Source organism: Ruegeria sp. HKCCD6426, assembly GCF_057221115.1.
The window spans coordinates 1-21,638 of the sequence record NZ_JBWVBF010000010.1 but is presented as its reverse complement, the minus strand read 5'-3'; the positions used below and the strand labels follow the sequence as shown (position 1 = coordinate 21,638).

The 21,638-nt window shown below is 57.5% G+C and carries 17 protein-coding genes and 1 pseudogene; 9 read left to right on the top strand and 9 right to left on the bottom strand.

The features are described 5' to 3' along the window. Window positions 1–92 precede the first annotated feature (92 nt). Genes AC2TDA_RS21165 through AC2TDA_RS21150 form a run of 4 tightly spaced genes read left to right on the top strand, consistent with a single transcriptional unit; the run spans window position 93 to window position 4,636 of the window. Window positions 93–731 carry a glutathione S-transferase family protein gene (locus AC2TDA_RS21165; RefSeq protein ID WP_480846336.1) on the top strand — a complete coding sequence of 213 codons (639 nt, stop codon included), beginning with the start codon at window positions 93–95 and terminating at the stop codon, window positions 729–731. Between the two features lie 10 nt (window positions 732–741). Next, window positions 742–1,953, top strand: coding sequence for an acetyl-CoA C-acetyltransferase (locus AC2TDA_RS21160; protein WP_480880985.1), 1,212 nt, complete (start codon window positions 742–744; stop codon window positions 1,951–1,953). Continuing rightward, window positions 1,953–2,438, top strand: coding sequence for a cupin domain-containing protein (locus tag AC2TDA_RS21155; RefSeq protein WP_480880986.1), 486 nt, complete (start codon window positions 1,953–1,955; stop codon window positions 2,436–2,438). Before AC2TDA_RS21160 ends, AC2TDA_RS21155 begins: the two co-directional genes overlap by 1 nt. After that, window positions 2,435–4,636, top strand: coding sequence for a 3-hydroxyacyl-CoA dehydrogenase NAD-binding domain-containing protein (locus AC2TDA_RS21150; protein WP_480880988.1), 2,202 nt, complete (start codon window positions 2,435–2,437; stop codon window positions 4,634–4,636). The genes AC2TDA_RS21155 and AC2TDA_RS21150 overlap by 4 nt, the downstream gene beginning before the upstream one ends. A gap of 41 nt (window positions 4,637–4,677) precedes the next feature. Here the strand turns inward: AC2TDA_RS21150 and AC2TDA_RS21145 are convergent, their stop codons facing one another. Together AC2TDA_RS21145 and AC2TDA_RS21140 are read right to left on the bottom strand one after the other, a co-directional pair. Then, entirely contained in the window at window positions 4,678–5,463 is a 786-nt protein-coding gene (locus AC2TDA_RS21145; protein WP_480880989.1) for a Hint domain-containing protein, read from the bottom strand. Between the two features lie 490 nt (window positions 5,464–5,953). After that, window positions 5,954–6,889 carry a DMT family transporter gene (locus AC2TDA_RS21140; protein ID WP_480880991.1) on the bottom strand — a complete coding sequence of 312 codons (936 nt, stop codon included), beginning with the start codon at window positions 6,887–6,889 and terminating at the stop codon, window positions 5,954–5,956. A gap of 148 nt (window positions 6,890–7,037) precedes the next feature. On the opposite strand from AC2TDA_RS21140, the gene AC2TDA_RS21135 reads away from it, so the two are divergent. Further along, window positions 7,038–8,051: a hypothetical protein gene (locus AC2TDA_RS21135; protein ID WP_480846342.1), complete on the top strand. Its 1,014-nt coding sequence runs from the start codon at window positions 7,038–7,040 to the stop codon at window positions 8,049–8,051. Window positions 8,052–8,056: 5 nt separating this feature from the next. Here the strand turns inward: AC2TDA_RS21135 and upp are convergent, their stop codons facing one another. The 6 genes from upp to AC2TDA_RS21105 form a co-directional block, all read right to left on the bottom strand. Beyond that, entirely contained in the window at window positions 8,057–8,689 is a 633-nt protein-coding gene (upp, locus tag AC2TDA_RS21130; protein ID WP_170741068.1) for a uracil phosphoribosyltransferase, read from the bottom strand. Continuing rightward, on the bottom strand, window positions 8,686–9,672 hold the full coding sequence (locus AC2TDA_RS21125; RefSeq protein ID WP_480880993.1) for an adenosine deaminase: 987 nt from the start codon (window positions 9,670–9,672) through the stop codon (window positions 8,686–8,688). Before AC2TDA_RS21125 ends, upp begins: the two co-directional genes overlap by 4 nt. Continuing rightward, window positions 9,669–10,880, bottom strand: a complete 1,212-nt coding sequence (locus tag AC2TDA_RS21120) for a phosphopentomutase (RefSeq protein ID WP_480880994.1) — start codon at window positions 10,878–10,880, stop codon at window positions 9,669–9,671. Before AC2TDA_RS21120 ends, AC2TDA_RS21125 begins: the two co-directional genes overlap by 4 nt. Further along, a complete protein-coding gene (locus tag AC2TDA_RS21115) occupies window positions 10,877–12,184 on the bottom strand; it encodes a thymidine phosphorylase (RefSeq protein ID WP_480880996.1) in 1,308 nt (435 codons plus the stop codon). Before AC2TDA_RS21115 ends, AC2TDA_RS21120 begins: the two co-directional genes overlap by 4 nt. A 4-nt stretch (window positions 12,185–12,188) precedes the next feature. Beyond that, entirely contained in the window at window positions 12,189–12,581 is a 393-nt protein-coding gene (locus tag AC2TDA_RS21110; protein ID WP_480846347.1) for a cytidine deaminase, read from the bottom strand. Window positions 12,582–12,686: 105 nt separating this feature from the next. Further along, entirely contained in the window at window positions 12,687–13,772 is a 1,086-nt protein-coding gene (locus AC2TDA_RS21105; protein ID WP_480880998.1) for a cupin domain-containing protein, read from the bottom strand. Between the two features lie 144 nt (window positions 13,773–13,916). Between AC2TDA_RS21105 and AC2TDA_RS21100 the strand changes: the two genes are divergently transcribed. From AC2TDA_RS21100 to AC2TDA_RS21090, 3 genes are all read left to right on the top strand, one after another. Further along, a complete protein-coding gene (locus tag AC2TDA_RS21100) occupies window positions 13,917–16,190 on the top strand; it encodes an NADP-dependent malic enzyme (protein ID WP_480880999.1) in 2,274 nt (757 codons plus the stop codon). 282 nt (window positions 16,191–16,472) lie between these two features. Next, complete coding sequence (gene prpE, locus AC2TDA_RS21095) at window positions 16,473–18,362, top strand: propionate-CoA ligase PrpE (RefSeq protein WP_480881002.1); 1,890 nt, start codon at window positions 16,473–16,475, stop codon at window positions 18,360–18,362. Window positions 18,363–18,453: 91 nt separating this feature from the next. Continuing rightward, window positions 18,454–19,893, top strand: a complete 1,440-nt coding sequence (locus tag AC2TDA_RS21090) for an amidase family protein (RefSeq protein ID WP_480846352.1) — start codon at window positions 18,454–18,456, stop codon at window positions 19,891–19,893. A gap of 271 nt (window positions 19,894–20,164) precedes the next feature. Here the strand turns inward: AC2TDA_RS21090 and AC2TDA_RS21085 are convergent, their stop codons facing one another. Then, window positions 20,165–20,926, bottom strand: a complete 762-nt coding sequence (locus AC2TDA_RS21085) for an NAD kinase (protein WP_480881006.1) — start codon at window positions 20,924–20,926, stop codon at window positions 20,165–20,167. 168 nt (window positions 20,927–21,094) lie between these two features. Here AC2TDA_RS21085 and AC2TDA_RS21080 point away from each other — a divergent pair. Next, window positions 21,095–21,638: pseudogene (locus AC2TDA_RS21080) on the top strand (PLP-dependent aminotransferase family protein); the annotation flags it as partial.

Here is a 21,638-nt window from a genome sequence, read left to right as displayed (position 1 = left end):
TGACCGTGGCTGGCAACGGTCCAGATGGTTCGGTTTGCTCGAAATACGCGGAATTCAGCATCTGCAATCTGCGCCTTGGGAGGGGCAATCGCATGACCATCAAACTTCATTGTTTCGGAGAAAGCGGGAACTCATACAAAGGCGCACTTGCCTTGGAGATGTCCGGTTTGGAGTGGGAGCCGGTATTTGTCGATTTCTTCAATGGTGTGACCCGCACCCCTGAGTACCGCGCTGAAGTTAACGAAATGGGCGAAGCGCCCGTACTGGTTGACGGTGATTTCCGCACCAGTCAATCTGGTGCAATTCAGGCATATGTTACAGAAAAATCGGGGAAGTTCGGCGGCAAGACCCACGAAGAAAACTATGACATCCTGCGGTGGGTGCTATGGGACAACCATAAGCTCAGTTCGATGGCTGGATTGACTCGTTTCCTGATCAATTTCCTCCCCGAAAAACATCGCAATCCTGACGTCATCGCCTTCAACCAAGGGCGCTTGAAGGCGGCGTATCAGGTGCTGAACAACCATCTGGACGGCCGCGAATGGATCGTCGGCGACGGCATAACCAACGCTGATATCAGCTGCTGTGGCTATCTCTATTATCCCGAACCATTCGGCTTTGACCGTTCCGATTGGCCCCACATCGACGCCTGGCTGCAACGCATGTCCGAGCAGCCCGGCTGGAAACACCCCTATGACCTGATGCCCGGCAAACCGTCGGACCGCGCCTGAGGAGACCCCTATGACCGAAGCATATATCTATGACGCCCTGCGCACTCCGCGCGGCAAGGGCCGCAAGGATGGCAGCCTGCACGAGGTAACCTCGGTGCGTCTGTCTGCATTGACCCTGAACGCGATGAAAGAGCGGAACAACCTCGAAGGCCACGCCGTGGAAGACGTGATCTGGGGGAACGTCACGCAAGTGATGGAGCAAGGCGGCTGTCTGGCTCGCTCGGCCGTTCTAGCCTCGGATCTGGATGAATCGATCCCCGGTCTGGCGATCAACCGTTTCTGTGCGTCGGGCATGGAAGCCGTGAACCTGGCCGCAAATCAGGTCAAAGGCGGAGCGGGCGAGGCCTACATCGCTGGTGGCGTCGAAATGATGGGCCGCGTGGCCATGGGCAGCGACGGTGCGGCGATTGCCGTCGACCCCTCGCTGGCGATGGACACTTATTTCGTGCCGCAGGGCATCTCGGCCGACATTATTGCGACCGAATACGGATTCTCCCGTGATGACGCAGACGCTCTGGCGGTTGAATCGCAAAAACGCGCCGCGGAAGCATGGGCAGACAACCGGTTCGAAAAATCGGTCATCACCGTCAAGGACCAGAACGGCCTGACCATTCTGGACCGCGACGAATACATGCGCCCCGGCACCGACATGCAAAGCCTTGGCGCGCTGAACCCGTCCTTTGCGATGATGGGTGAACAAATGCCGGGTTTCGACAAGGTGGCGATGCTGAAATACCCGCATCTTGAGCGCGTGAACCACATCCACCACGCCGGCAACAGCTCGGGCATCGTGGATGGAGCGGCGGCGGTCCTGATCGGCAACAAGGAATTCGGTGAGAAACACGGCATTAAGCCCCGCGCGCGCATCAAGGCAACCGCCAAGATCGGCACCGACCCGACCATCATGCTGACCGGCCCGGTTCCGGTGACCGAAAAGATTCTGGCCGACAACGGCATGAAGATCAGCGATCTGGACCTGTTCGAAGTGAACGAAGCCTTCGCCTCGGTCGTTCTGCGGTTCCAACAGGCGTTCGACGTCGATCCCGGACTGGTAAACGTCAACGGCGGCTCGATCGCGATGGGTCACCCGCTGGGCGCGACCGGTGCGATGATCATCGGCACATTGCTGGACGAGCTGGAGCGTCAAGACAAAGAAACCGGTTTGGCCACACTCTGCATCGCATCCGGAATGGGCGCGGCAACGATTATCGAGCGCGTCTGATGCCTAAGATCGATCTTTCTCAAATCCCGTTTCAAAACGGCTCGGGCTATCCCGGTAAACTCGCAAGGGTCGGTGACGACCGCTATGTGCAACGCATTGGCGATCCGAACGGCCTGACTCAGTTTGGAGTCAATATCGTGCGGCTGGAGCCAAACGGCCTGTCGTCTCTACGCCACTACCATATGGAGCAGGACGAATTTGCGATCATGTTAAGTGGCACCTGCACGCTGATCGATGATGATGGCGAGCATGAGATGTTGCCCGGCGATTGCGCCGCTTGGCCTGCGGGTGAGGCCAACGGCCACCACCTTGTGAACAAGACCAATGCGCCAGCGAGTTTTCTTGTGGTGGGCACACGGACCCCAACCGAGACTGCGTATTACAGCGACTTAGACATGATGGTGAAGGATGATGAGAATGGATTCGCCTTCACCCGCAAAGACGGCAGCCCGCTGACGGCTGACCAGATTGGAGAAGACGAATGACCGAGTTTACTCTGACCAAAGACGCCGATGGCGTTGGCATTATCAGCTGGGACGTCCCGGGCAAAACCATGAACGTGATGTCGTTTGACGGACTGGCGCAGCTGAGTGACCTGATTGATCAGGCGCTGGCTGATGATGAAGTCAAAGGGATTGTCATCACCTCGGGTAAGGAAGGGTCTTTTGCCGGCGGCATGGACCTGAACCTGCTGGCCGTGATGAAGGAGCAGGCGGGCGACAACCCGGCCAAAGGTTTGTTCGAGGGCACGATGCAAATGCACGCCCTGCTGCGCAAGATCGAGATGGCGGGTATGGACCCCAAGACCAAGAAGGGTGGCAAGCCGATTGCCACAGCCCTGCCCGGTACTGCCGCCGGCATTGGGATGGAACTGCCGCTGTCCACGCACCGGATCTTTGCCGCTGAAAACCCCAAGGCAAAGTATGGCCTGCCCGAGATCATGGTCGGCATCTTCCCCGGCGCAGGGGGTACTACCCGCATGGTGCGCAAGGTTGGTCCGCTCGCGGCGGCTCCGCTGCTGTTGGAAGGCAAGATGCTGGACGTCAAGAAAGCCAAGGGCGCGGGATACATCGACGATATCGCCGCTGATCCGGTTGCCGCAGCCAAAGAATGGGTGCTGAACGCCACGGATGCCGACATCGTTAAACCTTGGGACGCCAAAGGCTACAAGATGCCCGGAGGCGCGCCCTATCATCCAGCTGGCTTCATGAACTTCGTCGGTGCCTCGGCGATGGTGAACGGCAAGACCCAAGGCGCCTTCCCGGCGGCCAAGGCTCTACTGAGCGCGGTTTACGAAGGCGCGCTGGTTGATTTTGACACTGCGCTGAAGATCGAAGCGCGCTGGTTTACCTCTGTATTGATGAATCCATCTTCTGGAGCCATGATCCGTTCGCTGTTCCTGAACAAGGAAGCGCTGGAAAAAGGCGCGGTGCGCCCTGCAGGGGTGCCGGATCAGTCAGTCAAGAAGATCGGCGTTCTGGGTGCAGGTATGATGGGTGCGGGTATCGCGCTGGTGTCTGCTCAGGCTGGCATGGAAGTCGTGCTGGTCGACCGCGATCAGGAAGCGGCGGACAAGGGCAAAGCCTATACCGAAACCTATCTGGACAAGGGTATGAAGCGCGGCAAGGTCACGGCCGAGAAAAAAGAGGCCATGCTGCGCCGCATCACTGCGACCCCGGATTTGGACCATCTGAAAGGCTGCGACCTGATCATCGAAGCCGTGTTTGAAGACATGGGCGTCAAGGCCGAGATGACCAAAAAGGTCGAGGCGATCATACCCGAGGACTGCATCTTTGCCTCGAACACATCGACCCTACCGATCTCGGATCTGGCCAAAGCGAGCGTGCGCCCGGACCAATTCATCGGCATCCATTTCTTCTCACCGGTCGAGAAGATGTTCCTAGTCGAGATCATCAAAGGTAAGGAAACCGGTGATCGCGCTGTGGCCAAGGCGCTGGACTATGTCCGCCAAATCCGCAAAACGCCAATCGTGGTCAACGATGCGCGCTTTTTCTACGCAAACCGCTGCATCATTCCGTACATCAATGAAGGTGCGCGGATGGTCACAGAAGGTGTCAGCCCCGTGCTGATCGACAACGCCGCGCGTCAGCTGGGATTCCCGGTTGGACCTATCCAACTCACAGACGAAACCTCGATCGATCTGGGCGCCAAGATCGCCCGTGCCACCAAGGCAGCGATGGGTGATGCCTATCCGGAAAGTCCCTCGGATGATCTGATCTTCTGGATGGAGGAACAGGGCCGCCTGGGACGCAAAGCGAATGCCGGCTTCTTCGACTATGATGAGAAGGGCAAACGCGTCGAATACTGGAAAGGGCTGCAGGAAAAATACCCGCTGGCCGAGGACCAGCCTAACCTGATCGAAGTGCAGGAACGCCTGATGTTCGCACAGGTGCTGGAAGCCGTCCGAGCACTGGAGGAAGGTGTTCTCGAAGACATCCGCGAAGGCGACGTGGGCGCTATCCTGGGCTGGGGCTTTGCGCCGTGGTCAGGTGGCCCACTCAGCTGGCTGGACATCCTCGGCACACCATACGCAGCTGAACGGTGCGATCAATTGGCTGAGAAATTTGGCGATCGTTTTGCCTGCCCTGCGTTGCTACGCGAAATGGCCGACAAAGGTCAGAGCTTCTACGGTCGCTTCGATACCTCTGCGAAAGCAGCCTGAATTATTGGTGCGGGCACATGTATTCATGTGCCCCCGTCATTTTACTGGTGGGTCAACATCATCCACTCGGGTCGCAGAAATAGTACTGGCGGCGGAGGCCGTCCGGGGCGCCCGGGACGCCGTCGCCCCTTCAAAGGCTTTATCGGAAAGATCGGTTCTTCGGGAACAGGAACAGGCAGCGCGCCCAACGGATTAGCAAGAGCGGAAATGCTTCCCGTGTCGGCAATAGCATCAATTATTGATGTGGCGATCTCACCATCTACTACCGGATAGATCTTTTGGTTGGTCCCGGCCCGCGTCCCAAATCTCGCGGCAGCGCAATAGGCTTGCAGACCTCCCTCGATATAGATCACTTCGTCTTCGTCGAAAAACAGCGTGCTGACTTCGAAACCTGCCCCCGGTGCCCGGGACCTGAGCCGGCAGATACCGCTCAGCAACCTTGCTGAAACAACTGAAACACCGACCTGGGACGGATCAATCTTTTTATGATCCACTGCCATCCCCTGTTCCGGCATCAACCAGACAACGCGACCATTATATGCCGCGCGCGACGGTACCTGAACCGGCAGGTTCTCGGGACGTGTTTCACCTGCGGGAATGGTAATCAAATCAGTTGAGATTCGGCGCACCTCTTTGAAACCATTATCAAGTGTACGCACCAGATCACTGACTTTAAGACGCTCTACCCTCTTCCAGCCACTGGTCGTCGCGATTTTGGTGCCATGCACAAGACCACCTCTACGCGCAGTAACAGCATTACGCTGAATAGTTGGCTCAACACTGGCCGAGCGATCAGAAAAACTTGAAATACTCACTACTTCTAACACGTGCCTCACCCCCTTATGGCACAAACAAAACGATCCAAAAGAGCTATCATGGAAAACAAGCGACCGACTTAGTTTTGCCACATTTTGTCCAAATTGAGGCAATGCAGGGACCTTTTTAGCCCTTTAATCCAAACAACAGCAATCTAAAGGCTGGATTTAGCTCAAAATTGGAAACTATCGCCAACAACGAAATGATGCAGCCATATTCCGAATATCTGAAGGTCTTCGACGCTGGCTTGCGCAACCGTTTTCTGGTCCGTCGGGATTACCACGACTGGTAATCGAAATAATGCTCCGCCGGGTTTTGATGCGGTTTCGGACCAGAGCTTCAGAGGCTGAACAACGGTTCGGCGTCCAGATCAATGGTTAATCCACAACACTGATCACTCACTGTGCACGTGTCATTCTTCTTCTCTCGCTGATCCAAAAAACATCTGCGATTTCCTAGCGGTGTTCGAGAAAATTTCATGGTCGCTACCCAATCAGTTGGTCACGAGGCTTCCAGTTCCACGGGTGAACGCCCTGCCCGCCACCCCAGCAATGCACCAGCGACTGCGATTAATCCAATACCGGCGACCTGCATAATGCCAATCGTCTGACCCAAGGCCACCCAAGCGAAGAGTGGGCCAAATATCATCACTGAATACTCAAAGACCGCAACATAGGATGGCTCCCCAACTTGATAGGCCTTGATCAACATGAATACAGCGATAGTCGAACCAAATGCCTGAATGAAAATCCAAGGCAAAGCTGGTTGCATGGCCCAAACCCAGCCACGGGTGACAAATCCGTCTGCCCCATCAAGAGTTGCAACAGGCAGAACAGTAAAAAATGCCAATCCAATTGCACCGGCCAGACCAAGCGTAACAGACATGCTGGCCAGCAAAGCGGTAGTGCTTTCTTCTGAACAATGGCTGCGTGTGATAATCGCGCCAAAGGCGTAGAAAAACCCACCTGCAACCGGAAGCAATGTTAGGAAATCAAAATCAGCCGGGTTTGGTTGCAGCACAAACAAAATGCCCATGAATCCGATCATCACGGCAGCTATCCGCCACGGGCCAATAGTTTGCTTCATCCCCAATGCGGAAATCAACAAAACAAAAATCGGCGATGTGAACAGCCCCGCCAATGCCTGCGCGATTGGCATTAAGGCCAAAGAAGAAAAATAGAACAGCATGGCCGTCGTGATCAAAACACTGCGTAACACGACAGGGCCCAGACGCTTCGGGCGCAACCCTCCTAGCCCCAAGAGAGACAATCCAATGATCAGAGGCAACATTAGCAATGCCCGGCTGAGGTGGAACTGCCATAGGCCGATAGTATCGGCCAGCAGGATCACAACATTGTCGATCACGCCGATGATCGCCATGGCACCGACCATCAGCATCGACGCCAGTACTGGAGAAGTGGTTTTAACTGACTGCAATCTGCACCTCGGTTGAAATCTGAGTCTCGGCTGCTCTGACCTTCCGCGCTATCCAGCACAAATCCGAATTGCGACGCAACTGGTTTGCGCCTTTCGATTTCACCATGCTATGCTTCGGAAAACAAAAAAGTGAGCAGACCTCATCCAGATGACGGCCCTAAAACAGTACCAGCGGATCGAAGCTACCGGTCTGTGGCGCCCCTCGCCCGAGGAACAGCGGCGCGAGGTTGTGGTGTCTATTGGTGAGGCTACGCTGACCATTTCGGATTTCAACGACCGGGCGTTAACGCATTGGTCGCTGGCTGCACTGGAACGGCAGAATCCCGGTGCTTACCCGGCGCTTTTCAATCCCGATGGCGACCCCGGCGAAACACTGGAACTGGCGCAGTCCGAGACGACAATGCTCGAGGCCATCGACCGTCTGCAACGCGCCATCGACCGCGCGCGTCCACACCCTGGGCGGCTGCGATGGTTGTCGGTCGCTGGGGTCGTGTTGGCCGTGCTGGCCGTTCTGCTGCTATGGTTGCCGATTGCGCTTCAGCGCCACGTAGTTTCCGTGGTGCCTGACATAAAACGGCAGGAGATCGGCGCGACGATTTTGCAGCGTATCGAACGGGTTTCGGGACAGGCCTGTTCGTCCCGAGACGCTCAGACATCTCTGGACCAATTGGCGAGACGCACAGGCGTTCGTCAGATTGTCATTCTTCCGGCTGGTGTACCGGACAGCCTCAGCCTGCCGGGTGGTACAGTTCTGCTGAACCGCGCACTGATCGAGGACCACGAAGATCCGGCGGTCGCGGCTGGTTACATCATTGCGGCCCGTGCACGCGCAGAACTAAAGGACCCTCTGGATGATCTGCTGGATCGGACCGGTCCAACAGCAGCGTTTCGTTTACTGACAACCGGTGAGCTCACTGCCGACAACGTGGATGCATATACCGAACTGGTTCTCACTGAACCCCGCCCGGAAATCAACGATGACGATCTGCTGGCTGTCTTTGCCCAAGCCGCCCTGCCCACGACGCCCTACGCCTATGCGCGCGACATAACCGGTGAGACGGTTCTGGGGCTGATCGAGGCCGACCCGATGGCAGGCCGGACTTTGGAGCAAGTTCTGCCGGACCGCGACTGGGTCCGGCTGCAAAACATCTGCGGCGAATAATTCGACTACTTGGTACCAAACATCCGGTCGCCTGCATCGCCCAATCCCGGCATAATATAGCCCTTGGAATTCAGCTCTCGATCCAGCGCTGCGGTGACGATCTTGACGTCCGGGTGGGCCTCCTTCATTCGCGCAACCCCTTCGGGCGCGGCCAGCAGGCAAAGGAAGCGGATATCGGTCGCACCGGCCTCTTTCAGCAGATCGATCGCCGCCGCCGAGCTGTTGCCAGTCGCCAGCATCGGGTCTACGGCGATGACCAAACGATCCTTCAACCCTTCGGGAGCCTTGAAATAGTACTGCACGGGTTTCAGCGTTTCTTCATCGCGATAAAGGCCGACAAAGCCTACGCGCGCCGAGGGGATCAGCTCCAGAACGCCATCCAGCATCCCGTTGCCCGCACGCAGGATCGAGACCAGTGCCAGTTTCTTACCCGCAAGAATAGGCGCGTCCATTTCTTCCATTGGCGTTTCGATATGGCGCGTGGTCAGTTTCAGCTCGCGCGTGACCTCATAGGCCAGCAGAAGCGTGATCTCGCGCAGCAGCTGACGGAACACGGCGGTTGAGGTGCCCTTGTCCCGCATGAGCGTCAGCTTGTGCTGCACCAACGGGTGATCAACGACGGTCAGATGTTCGCTCATGATTTCTCCAGTCTTTTCTTGACCCGCTCGCGGGTATCTTCATCGCAAAAGGCCGCATTCAGGGCAGTTTCGTTCAGCGCAGCAAAATCCTCGGCTTCCCAACCGAAGGCTTGGTTCAGCATCTCATATTCGCGCCGCATTGTAGTATGGAAAAACGGCGGGTCATCGGTGGACACGGTGACTTTGACACCTGCGTCCCGAAGTTGGGCAATAGGATGCGAGCTGAAGTCAGGGAACAGGCCCAGAACCACATTCGAACCCGGACAAACCTCAAGCGTGACGCCCCGGTCCTTCAGTTCGTACAGCAGATCCGGGTCTTCGATGGCCCGAACGCCATGACCGACCCGTTCCACGCCCAGATCGCGTACTGCGTCGCGGACGCTTTCGGGTCCACCGAATTCTCCGGCATGTGTAGTCAGGCGCAGCCCCGCCTCGCGCGCGCAATCAAAGGCCCATTTGTAATCGCCCTGCGTACCAACGGATTCGTTTCCCCCCATGCCAAAGCCGGTGATCCAGTCGCCAGCGGTTTCAGCGGCACAATAAGCGCTGCGTTTGGCTTGCTCCGCCCCGAAATGGCGCACACAAGTGACAACGCCTCGCAGCGTAATGTCGAATTCGCGCTCGGCTTGGTCGGCGGCATCACGGATCGCGCTTAGATAGTCTTGCCAGGCCTGCAGGTCACCACCCCCGCAGAAATCGGGACTGAGGAAGGTTTCGGTATAAACCACTCCATTTGCAGCACTTTCTTCGAGGATTGCCAACGTCAGGCGACGAAAATCCTCGGGCGATTTCAACACCTCGCAGGCAGCCTCATAAACGCTGAGGAAATGCGTAAAGTCGCGGAAATCATACGACCCGTCTGGCTTGAAAATACCGCTCAGGTCAATGCGCTTTTCGTGCGCCAGCTGCCGAATAAAGGCAGGTGGAGCAGCGCCCTCATGGTGCAGGTGCAATTCGATCTTCGGTAGGTCAGCGACGGTCATAGGAAGGTCCTTCCCGACCCTTGGGCCGGAATATTCAGGTGATGCGCGATGCTGGCAGCGACGTCGGCGAAATCGACCTGGCCGATCTGGCCCGAAACTTGACCAGCGATCAATACCGGTGCCTGTTCACGCGTATGGTCGGTACCGGTCCAACTTGGATCATTGCCGTGATCTGCGGTCAGCAACAGCAAATCGTCCGGGCGCAACTTTTGCAGGATCGAACCAATCTCATGGTCAAACCACTCCAACGCGCGGGCATAGCCGCTGATATCGCGCCGATGGCCATAAAGGCTGTCGAACTCGACAAAATTTGCAAAGGTCAGGCTGCCGTCTTCGGCCTCATCTACAAGGTCGGACAGGTGGTTCATCAGCTCGGCGTCCGATCCCTTGCGCAAGGTATCGATCCCCTGCATCGAAAAGATGTCGCCGATCTTGCCAACAGCGTGAACCCGACGCCCCGCATCCTGCACCCAGTTGGTCAGAACCGGCGCAGGCGGGAGAATTGCAAAGTCTTTGCGGTTTGTGGTTCGTGTGAAACCCGCCTCGGGCGAGCCGACGAAGGGGCGGGCGATGACACGACCCACCTTCATCTCGTGCAGACGCGGCGCTAGGGTACGGCACATTTCCAACAGCCGGTCCAGACCAAAGCTCTCTTCATGCGCGGCAATCTGGAAAACGCTGTCAGCAGAGGTATAGCAGATCGGTCGACCAGTTCGCATGTGGTCGGCACCCAGCTCGGCGATGATAGCCGTACCCGATGCATGGCAATCTCCCAGGATTCCATCCGTCCCTGCAGCCTCGGCCGCAGCACGGCTTAGATCAGCGGGAAAGGTCGGAACGGTTTCCGGGAAATAGTGCCAATTCCACGGCACAGGCAATCCAGCCAGCTCCCAATGGCCTGAGGGGGTATCCTTGCCTGGTGAATGCTCACGCGCGCAGCCCCATAGGCCTGTCGGGTCAGCCTCGAGGCCAGGAGTCGTGGCGCCTGACGCCAAACGAGTGGCGGCCCCTAGCCCTAATGAATCAAGGTGCGGTACATGCATGGGACCAGAGCGCCCGTCTTCCGCGCGCCCCTCAGCGCAGGCTTGCGCAATATGCGCTAACGTGTTCGCGCCCTCGTCCGGTATTTGGCCGTTGAAGAACTTATCCGCATCCGGAGCGCCACCGATGCCGACCGAATCCATCACCACCAAAAATGCGCGGCTCATGCAGTGATCCTTTCGTGAACGAGATCTGGCATGGCGTCGGCCTTTTTACCGATGGTCACTGCCCGCAAGACTGTCGTCGCCGCATGGCGCGCAGCTTCCTCGCGGGCGGCGTGGACAACGGCCAACGGTGCGCCCTTAACAACGCGTTCTCCCAGCCGTACGATATCTGACAGGCCAACAGCCGGGTCAATCTCATCGCTTTCGACCTGCCGCCCGCCCCCCAGCGAGACTACGGCGAGGCCCAGCGCCTCACCATCGATTGCTGTGACGTACCCATCCTGAGGTGCAGGCACTTCCTGAATGACGTTCGCCTCGGGCAGAAAGCGTTCCCACGTGTCGACGAAATGAACTGGCCCTCCGACTGCCGCCATCATGCGACCAAAGCGCTCTGCTGCGCGACCGTCGCGAATGATACCTGCAATCCGTGAATATCCCTCCTCGAATGAATCGCACATGCCGGCATCGACCAGCAGTGTACCTCCGAGTTCGGCAGAGACTTCAGCAAGAGGCGACACGCCCCCGCCTGTCAGAACCTTCATCACCTCGGCCACTTCCAACGCATTACCCAGAGCAGAAGCCAGAGGCTGGTTCATATCGGTGATCACGGCCGAGGTCCGGCACCCGGCAGCATTGGCCGTCTCGGTCAACGCCTGCGCCAGCTTTCGGGCCTCTTCATGTGATTTCATGAACGCGCCGCTGCCAACCTTGACGTCCAGAACCAGAGCATCCGGACTGGCCGCAAGTTTCTTGGATAGGATCGACGCGGTGATCAGGTCGAGGCTTTCCACCGTCGCCGTTACATCGCGCACCGCGTAGAGGCGTTTGTCAGCAGGTGCGATCTGGCCCGTTGCACCGACGATAGCCGCCCCGGTTTCTTTCAGAATTTGCGTCAGGCGGCTCTGCCCGATCTGCGTCGTCACGCCGGGAATAGCCTCAAGTTTGTCGAGCGTTCCGCCCGTGTGCCCCAATCCACGCCCAGAAATCATCGGAACGTAGGCCCCACACTCAGCCAGCGCTGGGGCAAGTACAAGACTGACGCAATCTCCGACACCGCCGGTCGAGTGCTTGTCGATTACCGGGCCGCCCATATCCCAGGACAAAACTTCACCGCTGTCGCGCATGGCAACGGTCAGATCGGCCCGTCCCGTGGCGCCGAGGCTGCCCATGCATACGGCCATGGCAAACGCCCCGGCCTGCGCATCGCTGACTCCACCGTCCGCCAACCCCTGCGCGAACCAAATCAACTCATCGCGATTGGGAACTTCGTGCCGACGCAGTTTGGAAATAATCGAGCGCGCATCCATAGGTTCACGCGCCCTCCATATGCGAGGCGTCGAACGCGCCCGGCAATAACTGACCAATTGTCGTCTTAAACTCCGCGCCGTCCTTTGTCGCAAGCGTTACCGGAACATCACCTTTGCCGAACTCGGCCAACTTTTGTCGACATCCGCCGCAAGGCGGCACCGGCTGCGGGCTAGAGGCGACCACGTAAACTTCTACCAAGTCCTGTTCACCGGCGGCAACCATGGCGGCAATCGCTCCGGCCTCGGCGCAAGTTCCCTCGGGGTAAGCCACGTTTTCGACGTTGCAGCCCGAATAAACCACCCCAGACGCAGACCGGATCGCCGCTCCGACCTTGAAGTTCGAGTAGGGCGCATAGGCGTTTTCGCGGACAGACAAGGCAGCATCTTTAAGAGGCATGGCGATTCCCCAATTTTTGATCATCTGGTCAGAATGACATACCCTAAATGAAAGCAGGCGGGGAATTGAAGCCCCACCTGACCTTTTTCCACAGCGATTTTCAGCCTAACCTAGGGTCGTGTTGAAGGTTCCGGGCAGAGTGACCTCGAGCAGTTCAACGTCATCTGACGGATCAGAAAGCCGCGTCCACATTCCAGGCGGAATGACAAAGGCATCGCCTTGTTCCAATCGATAGGGCTCGCGGCCTTCACCCTCGAGCGTCACCTCACCATTCATCACAAAGGTAAAGTGAATATCCGTGTCGTGGGTAGCCCAGACCGGGTCACCCTGCCCCCGGCGCACCACCTGAACACCCGCGACTCCTTTTGTATTCTCGGCAATCGTCGTGTCCCGGCAAATGTAACCCGGCAGACGGAACGGCATCCACTCGGCATCCTTGGCCTGATTGTAAACAAACCGCTGACCCTGCCATTCGCGATCCGGCCGCAGATGCGGAGTCGGCAATTCCATATCGTGGTCAATCTCCGTGACGTGCTCGGCCGGGACACCAATCTCGATCACTTGCACATTGTCAGACGCTTCCAGCACACGATGCCTGATTTCCGGCGGCTGGATGAAACAGTCGCCAGCAGTCAAACGCATCTTTTCGCCTTGATCCTCGTAAACCACATCGACCCAGCCATGGATGCAGAAGATCAGCTGAAACCCGACTTTGTGAAAATGCACCATGTCGGGCACGGGTCCACCGTCCGGAATACGGATATGGCTGGCGATAATCGAACCACCCAGACGATCCGGCACCAGATCACGATAGTGCATCCCGGCGCGCCCAATAATCCATGGTGCCTGATCCTTGAGCCTGCGTACTACGAACGAGTGAACCGTCTCAGGCATCACCAGCGGCGGATGACGCTCTTCGATTTCGATGCGCGTGCCATTTGGCGCCACCAGGCTTCTTTTACCGTCGGCAAAACTGTTCGGATCCTCGGTGAGAATGCGTAACGTACCGGGCGCTTCGGGCGCGTCCTTTTCGACACGCAACCGCAAACCGTGGCCGGAAAACACGGCAACCCGCGGATCATCCGCCGGATAAATCATGTCCATCCGCATACCCAGCACCTTGGTATAAAAGGGAATGTCATCGCGCAATTCGTTTGTGGGAATACGAAACTCGGCTATGGTGTCGGTCATGCTGTTCTCCTCTGCGCCGGACAGTGGGGGTCGGTTTGGGAATTTGCAAGACACAGCCGAGCGTCGATCAATTCCAATTCAAGGTTTCCCCGGCGTCAAAACTAGTTTAACACTAAACTAAATTGCAAAACGGGAAGTCCAACGATGTCCGATACACCCAGCCTGCGACAGGCCGCGCTTGACTATCACGCCTATCCAAAGCCCGGAAAGCTTGAAATCAAGGCTACCAAACCGATGGCTAACGGTCGCGATCTGGCACGGGCCTATTCGCCGGGTGTGGCAGAGGCCAGCATTGAAATCAAAGATAATGCGGACAACGCCGAAAAATATACGTCGCGTGGGAATCTGGTGGCTGTGGTTTCCAACGGAACGGCGGTACTGGGTCTTGGCAATATTGGCGCGCTGGCCTCCAAGCCAGTGATGGAAGGCAAGGCCGTCCTGTTCAAGAAGTTTGCCGGCATCGACTGTTTTGACATTGAGGTTGACCAACCCGATCCGGAAAAGCTGGCTGATATCGTCTGTGCATTGGAACCGACCTTTGGCGCGATTAACCTTGAAGACATCAAGGCACCGGATTGTTTTGTCGTTGAAAAACTGTGCCGCGAGCGGATGAATATCCCCGTCTTTCATGATGACCAGCACGGCACCGCCATTGTTGTCGGTGCAGCTGCCAAGAATGCCCTACACGTGGCTGGAAAGAAATTCGAGGACATCAAGATCGTCTCGACCGGGGGGGGCGCTGCGGGGATCGCCTGCCTGAGTATGTTGGTCAAACTGGGCGTCAAACGAGAGAACATCTGGCTGTGTGATATTCACGGGCTGGTCTACCAAGGCCGGGCCGAGGACATGAATCCGCACAAGGATCAGTTCGCACAAAAAACCGACCTGCGTACACTGGATGATGTGATGGACGGCGCGGATCTGTTTCTTGGGCTCAGCGGCCCCAATGTGCTGAAACCCGAAATGGTCAAGAAAATGGCCAAGACACCAATCATTTTTGCGCTGGCCAACCCCACTCCGGAAATCCTGCCGCAGGCCGCACGCGAGGTCGCACCAGACGCAATTATCGCGACCGGACGCAGCGATTTTCCCAATCAGGTCAACAACGTTCTGTGTTTTCCTTTCATTTTCCGGGGTGCGCTGGACGTTGGCGCGACAGAAATCAACGACGAAATGCAGATCGCCTGCGTAGACGGAATTGCCGAGATGGCCCGCGCTACGACCAGCGCCGAGGCGGCCGCTGCCTACAAGGGTGAACAACTGACATTCGGCCCCGATTACCTGATCCCCAAACCCTTTGATCCGCGTCTTGTCGGAGTGGTGTCCTCCTCTGTGGCAAAGGCCGCGATGAACAGCGGCGTGGCGAAACGGCCCATCGATGATATCGAAGCCTATAAGGAAAAACTGAACCAGACCGTCTTCAAATCCGCCTTACTGATGCGGCCTGTCTTTGAAGCTGCCGCAGCCGCGTCTCGACGGATCGTCTTTGCCGAGGGTGAGGACGAGCGCGTGCTTCGTGCGGCGCAGGCCATTCTGGAAGAAACAACCGAAACACCGATCTTGATCGGACGTCCGGACGTGATCAGCGCTCGCTGCGAAAGGTTGGGACTGACTGTACGTCCTGGTCAGGATTTCCAAATCGTAAACCCGGAAAATGACCCGCGTTATTACGACTATTGGAATTCGTATCACGAGATCATGCAGCGGCGCGGCGTGACACCTGATCTGGCCAAGGCCATTATGCGCACGAACTCGACCGCAATTGGCGCAATCATGGTGCAACGTGGCGAAGCGGACAGCCTGATTTGTGGCACGTTTGGCGAATACCGCTGGCATTTGAATTATGTCGAACAGGTCTTGGGTAATGGCGACATGTACCCGCATGGCGCGATGTCACTTATGATCCTCGAAGACGGCCCGCTGTTCATCGCTGATACACATGTGCGCCAACTACCGACGCCAGAAGAATTGGCTGAAAGCACCATCGGAGCCGCACGACATGTGAGACGGTTCGGGATCGAGCCTAAGATCGCGTTCTGCTCGCAATCGCAATTCGGCAACCAGGCCGAAGGGTCCGGGAAACGTCTGCGTGCAGCGATTGAAATTCTGGACGCCAGACAGCAGGATTTTGTCTATGAAGGGGAAATGAACCTGGACGTCGCGCTGGACCCTGTACTGCGCGACCGCATTTTTCCAAACTCGCGACTACAGGGCGCCGCGAATGTCCTGATCTTCGCGCATGCGGACGCGGCCAGCGGTGTTCGCAACATTCTGAAGATGAAGGCCGACGGCCTGGAGGTTGGGCCGATTTTGATGGGTATGGGCAATAGGGCTCATATCGTGACACCGTCGATCACGGCTCGCGGGCTACTGAATATGGCAGCTATTGCTGGAACACCTGTCACGCACTACGCGTAAGCTTGGCTGATACTCCACGTGGCATTGTCGCGGCTGAAAATCGGGACCAGTGTGATTCTGGGGGCGCTATCAGCTTTGCATCCCAGAGTTTGCACATTTGCAAAATGCGAGGGAAACCCGAACCAGATCGACTAAAATTAACCTATTTGCAAAAATTTGCAGCCGTTTTCGTAACATTCTGCAAAGATTTTGCGAAAAACTGACGCGCCTTCTATCGCACAGCTTGTCCACTGAGTCGGGGATGCTTAACACAATGCCCGAGGATATCAGGAGGAGGACGCCATGACGTATCAGGACGTTTATGAGAGTTGGAAATCCGATCCCGAGGCGTTCTGGATGGAAGCCGCGAAGGGGATCGACTGGGTTCAAAAGCCCACGAAAGCGCTGTTTGATGACAATGCGCCGCTCTACGAATGGTTCTGCGACGCCAAGGTAAACACCTGCTGGAACGCAGTCGACCGCCATGTGAAAAACGGGCGAGGCGAACAGACAGCGATAATCTACGACAGCCCGATCACGCACACCAAACGGGAAATCTCATATGTCGAGCTCCGCAACCGCGTGGCAAATCTGGCAGGCGCGTTGCGTGCGAAGGGTGTCGAAAAGGGCGACAGGGTTATCATTTATATGCCGATGATCCCCGAAGCCCTGGAGGCAATGCTGGCCTGTGCACGGCTCGGGGCGGTGCACTCGGTCGTATTCGGTGGCTTCGCCAGTAACGAGCTTGCGGTACGGATCGACGACGCGAAACCCAAGGCGATTATCGCCGCGTCTTGCGGAATGGAGCCCGGCCGTGTGGTGCATTACAAACCCCTGCTTGACGGCGCTATCGACATGGCCAGCCACAAGCCCGAGTTTTGTGTGATCTTCCAGCGCGAGCAAGAGGTAGCCCAGCTGGTCGAAGGGCGCGACTATAACTGGCACGGTTTCCAGTACGGGGTAGAGCCTGCGGAATGCGTCCCGGTTGATGGCAATGATCCTGCCTATATCCTCTACACCTCGGGCACGACCGGCGCACCAAAAGGCGTTGTACGCCCGACTGCTGGGCATCTGGTAGCCCTGAACTGGTCGATGAAGAACATCTATAATGTCGATCCGGGTGACGTCTTCTGGGCGGCCTCAGACGTGGGCTGGGTCGTGGGACACTCTTACATTTGCTATGCCCCGCTGATCCACGGCAACGCCACAATCGTGTTCGAGGGCAAGCCGGTTGGCACTCCGGATGCCGGAACCTTCTGGCGCGTGATATCCGAACACAAGGTCAAAAGCTTCTTCACTGCTCCTACGGCCATTCGTGCTGTCAAACGTGAAGACCCCAAGGGCGAGTTACTGGCGAACTACGATCTGTCTTGCCTGGGCGCCCTGTTCCTGGCCGGCGAACGGGCGGACCCGGACACAATCACCTGGGCGCAGGCGGCACTGAACGTGCCGGTAATCGACCACTGGTGGCAGACCGAAACCGGGTGGGCCATTGCCGGAAACCCGATGGGGATCGAGGAATTGCCGGTCAAGCTGGGCTCGCCCGCAAAACCAATGCCCGGATACGACGTGCAGATTCTGGACGAAGGCGGCCATCCGATGAAGCCGGGCGAACTGGGTGCAATCGCGGTCAAGCTACCTCTGCCGCCCGGTACTTTGCCGACCCTTTGGAACGCAGAAGATCGATTCAAAAAATCCTATCTGGAACACTTCCCAGGATATTACGAAACTGGCGATGCGGGCATGATCGACGAGGATGGATACCTCTACATCATGGCGCGCACCGATGACGTGATCAACGTGGCTGGTCACCGGCTGTCCACCGGCGGGATGGAAGAGGTTCTGGCAGCCCACCCGGACGTGGCAGAATGCGCGGTGATCGGAGTATCTGATCAGCTGAAGGGTCAAATGCCGGTTGGGTTCCTGTGCCTGAACTCTGGTGCCGAGCGCCAGCACGGCGAAGTCGTGCAGGAAGTCGTAAAGCTGGTGCGCGAGAAGATTGGCCCGGTCGCAGCCTTCAAACTCGCGGTCGTAGTGGATCGGCTGCCCAAGACCCGCTCAGGCAAGATCCTGCGCGGCACGATGGTGTCGATTGCCGATGGCAAGGACTACAAAATGCCGGCCACAATCGACGATCCGGTCATTCTGGACGAGATCACCTCGGCCCTGCAAACCATCGGCTACGCACAATAAACACGGAAGGGCGGCCACGCCGCCCTACTCTCTTGTTTTTCTTGCAACCCGTCACAGTCCCCCTAGTGTCGTGCCAAAGCAGTGAGGGCACATGACACATACCGACTTCTGGCGTCTGAGCGCCACAGAGCTGACGGCACTGACACGCACCGGAGAGCTGAGCGCTGAAAACGCCGTTCACAGCGCTCTGGACCGGATGGATCAGGCAAATCCCGGCCTGAACGCGGTGGTTGAAGACCTGCGTACCGAAGCGCTGGAACGCGCCCGGCATCTGGATCGGACCCGTGCAAGTGGAAAACCAGCAGGTCCCCTGCACGGGGTTCCCGTAACCATCAAGGTGAACGTTGACCAGAAAGGTCACGCCACGACCAATGGGGTGATAGCCTTGAAAGAGGCCGTCGCGCCGGATGATGCTCCGGTCGTGACCAATCTGCTAAACGCAGGCGCTGTGGTGATCGGGCGCACCAACACCCCGGAGTTTTCTTTCCGCGCTGATACCGACAATCCCCTGCACGGACGCACGTATAACCCCTGGGGCCGGCATATCTCGCCCGGTGGTTCGTCCGGCGGCGCGGGGGCAGCGGTGATGACGGGCATCGGAGCGTTGGGTCATGGCAATGACATCGGCGGCAGCCTGCGCTTTCCTGCTGCGGCCAACGGAGCGGTGACGATCAAACCTGGTCTTGGTCGCGTCCCTGCGTGGAACCCCGGACAAAAGGCCGAACGGGGATTACTGGCGCAGTCCATGTCGGTTCAAGGGTTGATCACACGCTCGGCCGCGGATTTGCACCTGTCCATGCCCAGTCTGATCGCCTCCGATCCGCGTGATCCTTTCCATGTTCCGATGCCGTGGCGCGGAGAGGAATTGGAAGGCCCGATCAGGGTGGCGTTTACCAAAAACACTTTCGGATACGCTCTGCACCCGGAAGTCGAAAAAGCCCTCGATACAGCGCGGGACGCGCTGGTCGATGCCGGTTACCTAGTGGAAGAAATCGATCCGCCTGATGTATTCGAGTGTGGCCGCAACGGCTATCGCGCTTTGATGGGCGAGGTTCTGACCCTGATGAAAGGCGACATCGAGGCCGCCGGGTCTGAAACGATCCGCAATGTATTTGAGGTCTACTTTCAGGAATTCCCACCTATCGTTGAAGCCGATCTGCTTCGCATGATGGCAAAACGCAGCCACTACGCCCGCGAGTGGTCACTGTTTCTGCAGAATTACCCCTTGGTGCTTTCGCCTTTCCTACCCCAGCCCTTTTTCAAACCTGACCGGGACACCGAAGGGGTTGAAGGCGTACACGAAGTTCTTGGCTGCGCCGTCTATTCTTATGCGATGAACTTTCTTGGGTTACCCGCGGCATGCGTCCCTGCCGGGTTGGCGGAACTACCGCTGGGGCCTCAACCAATCAACGTGCAAATCGCAGCACAGCGCTGGCGCGAAGATTTGGCAGTGGACGCCGCCGTTGCAATCGAAGCGCGAGTCGGACAAATGGCGCCGATCCTGTGGGATAAGATGGCAGCGGAAGCGTGAGCCGGCAGCTCACCCCCCCCACAAAAAATAGACCCCGGGTTTTTGTGCCCGGGGTCCGCATACTAAAATATGCCCGGATTTCTGATGACGAGCGTAGCACCACCCACCCTCGCCAGCGCGTAAACTGCGCAATCGTTCGAAAACACCGTTGGATGGCCACTCACTTCCATCCTGGCGTGTTCTCCGGGCAAGTTCACGGTAACAAACGGCTTCTACCCTGCATGTGAACTGGTTCACACAATGTGCTCGAATGTGCGATCTGAGAGAATTTTTATGTGAATTGCTCAGATATTAGGCGTTCTTCCAACCCATGACCCGGATCGAACAGAATGCGATGCTGCACTGCTGGCTCCGATCTAATTTCGACCCAGTCAATATCGGGAATTGAGATCGAGTCGGCATCCGCCATGACCGGACGCTTGTCCGCCTCAATGACATCAAATCTCACCTGAGCCGTCTTGGGCAGCAATGCCCCTCGCCAACGCCGCGGTCGAAATGCAGCAATGGCTGTCAGGGCCAGAACGTCAGAGCCAATTGGCAATATCGGACCATGCGCGGAATAGTTGTAAGCCGTTGACCCCGCCGGCGTGGACAAAAGCGCCCCATCACAGACCAGTTCGTCCAAACGCTCGCGGCCATCGACCGAGATTTTCAGGCGTGCGGCCTGTGGGCCGGCGCGCAGCAGAGAAACCTCGTTGATTGCCAGCGCCTCATGCAGCTTCCCCGATTGATCCATCGCTGTCATGATCAGAGGGTTGATTACCTCTTCCTCGGCCTCCGCCAACCGGGTCATCAGGTCGGTGTCGGAAAACTCATTCATCAAAAAACCGATTGTGCCGCGGTTCATGCCATAAACCGGAGTGTTCAGATGCTGGGTATTATGCAACGTGCGCAACATGAACCCATCTCCACCAAGGGCAACCACAACATCTGCGTCCCGGGGCGCCACATTCCCATAGCGCGCCACCAGCACGTCCCGCGCGGATTGCGCCACTTGGACGTCGCTGGCAAGAAAGGCGATTCTCTTAGTCATGATTTGTGGTTTCCGGTGCTGCACATTTGGTTCCGAAACAAACACACCTTTCCGCATTACGCCAGACTTGACGCCATAGCGGGCCATTTCGTCGCTTTACAGTCTTTTTAGAGTACCCGGTTTCCGATAGGAAATCCGCCAACGATACCCCAGCCATTCGGAGCCCCCATGAACGCCAACCTTCGTGACACCGGTTTTTTCACCCAGTCCCTCTCGGACCGTGACCCTGAGCTGTTTGGCTCGATCACATCGGAACTGGGCCGCCAGCGCGACGAGATCGAACTGATCGCGTCCGAGAACATCGTCTCTGCCGCCGTGATGGAGGCGCAGGGTTCCGTGATGACCAACAAATACGCCGAAGGCTATCCGGGCCGTCGCTACTATGGCGGTTGCCAGTTCGTTGATATCGCCGAGAACCTGGCCATCGACCGCGCCAAGCAGCTGTTTGGCTGCAACTTCGCCAACGTACAGCCGAACTCGGGCAGCCAGGCCAACCAGGGCGTGTTTCAGGCGCTGATCAAACCCGGTGACACCATTCTGGGCATGAGCCTGGATGCCGGCGGCCACCTGACCCACGGCGCGCGCCCGAACCAGTCGGGCAAGTGGTTCAACGCGGTGCAATACGGCGTGCGCCAGCAGGACAACATGCTGGATTACGATCAGGTCGAGGCGCTGGCGAAGGAACATAACCCCAAGCTGATCATCGCCGGTG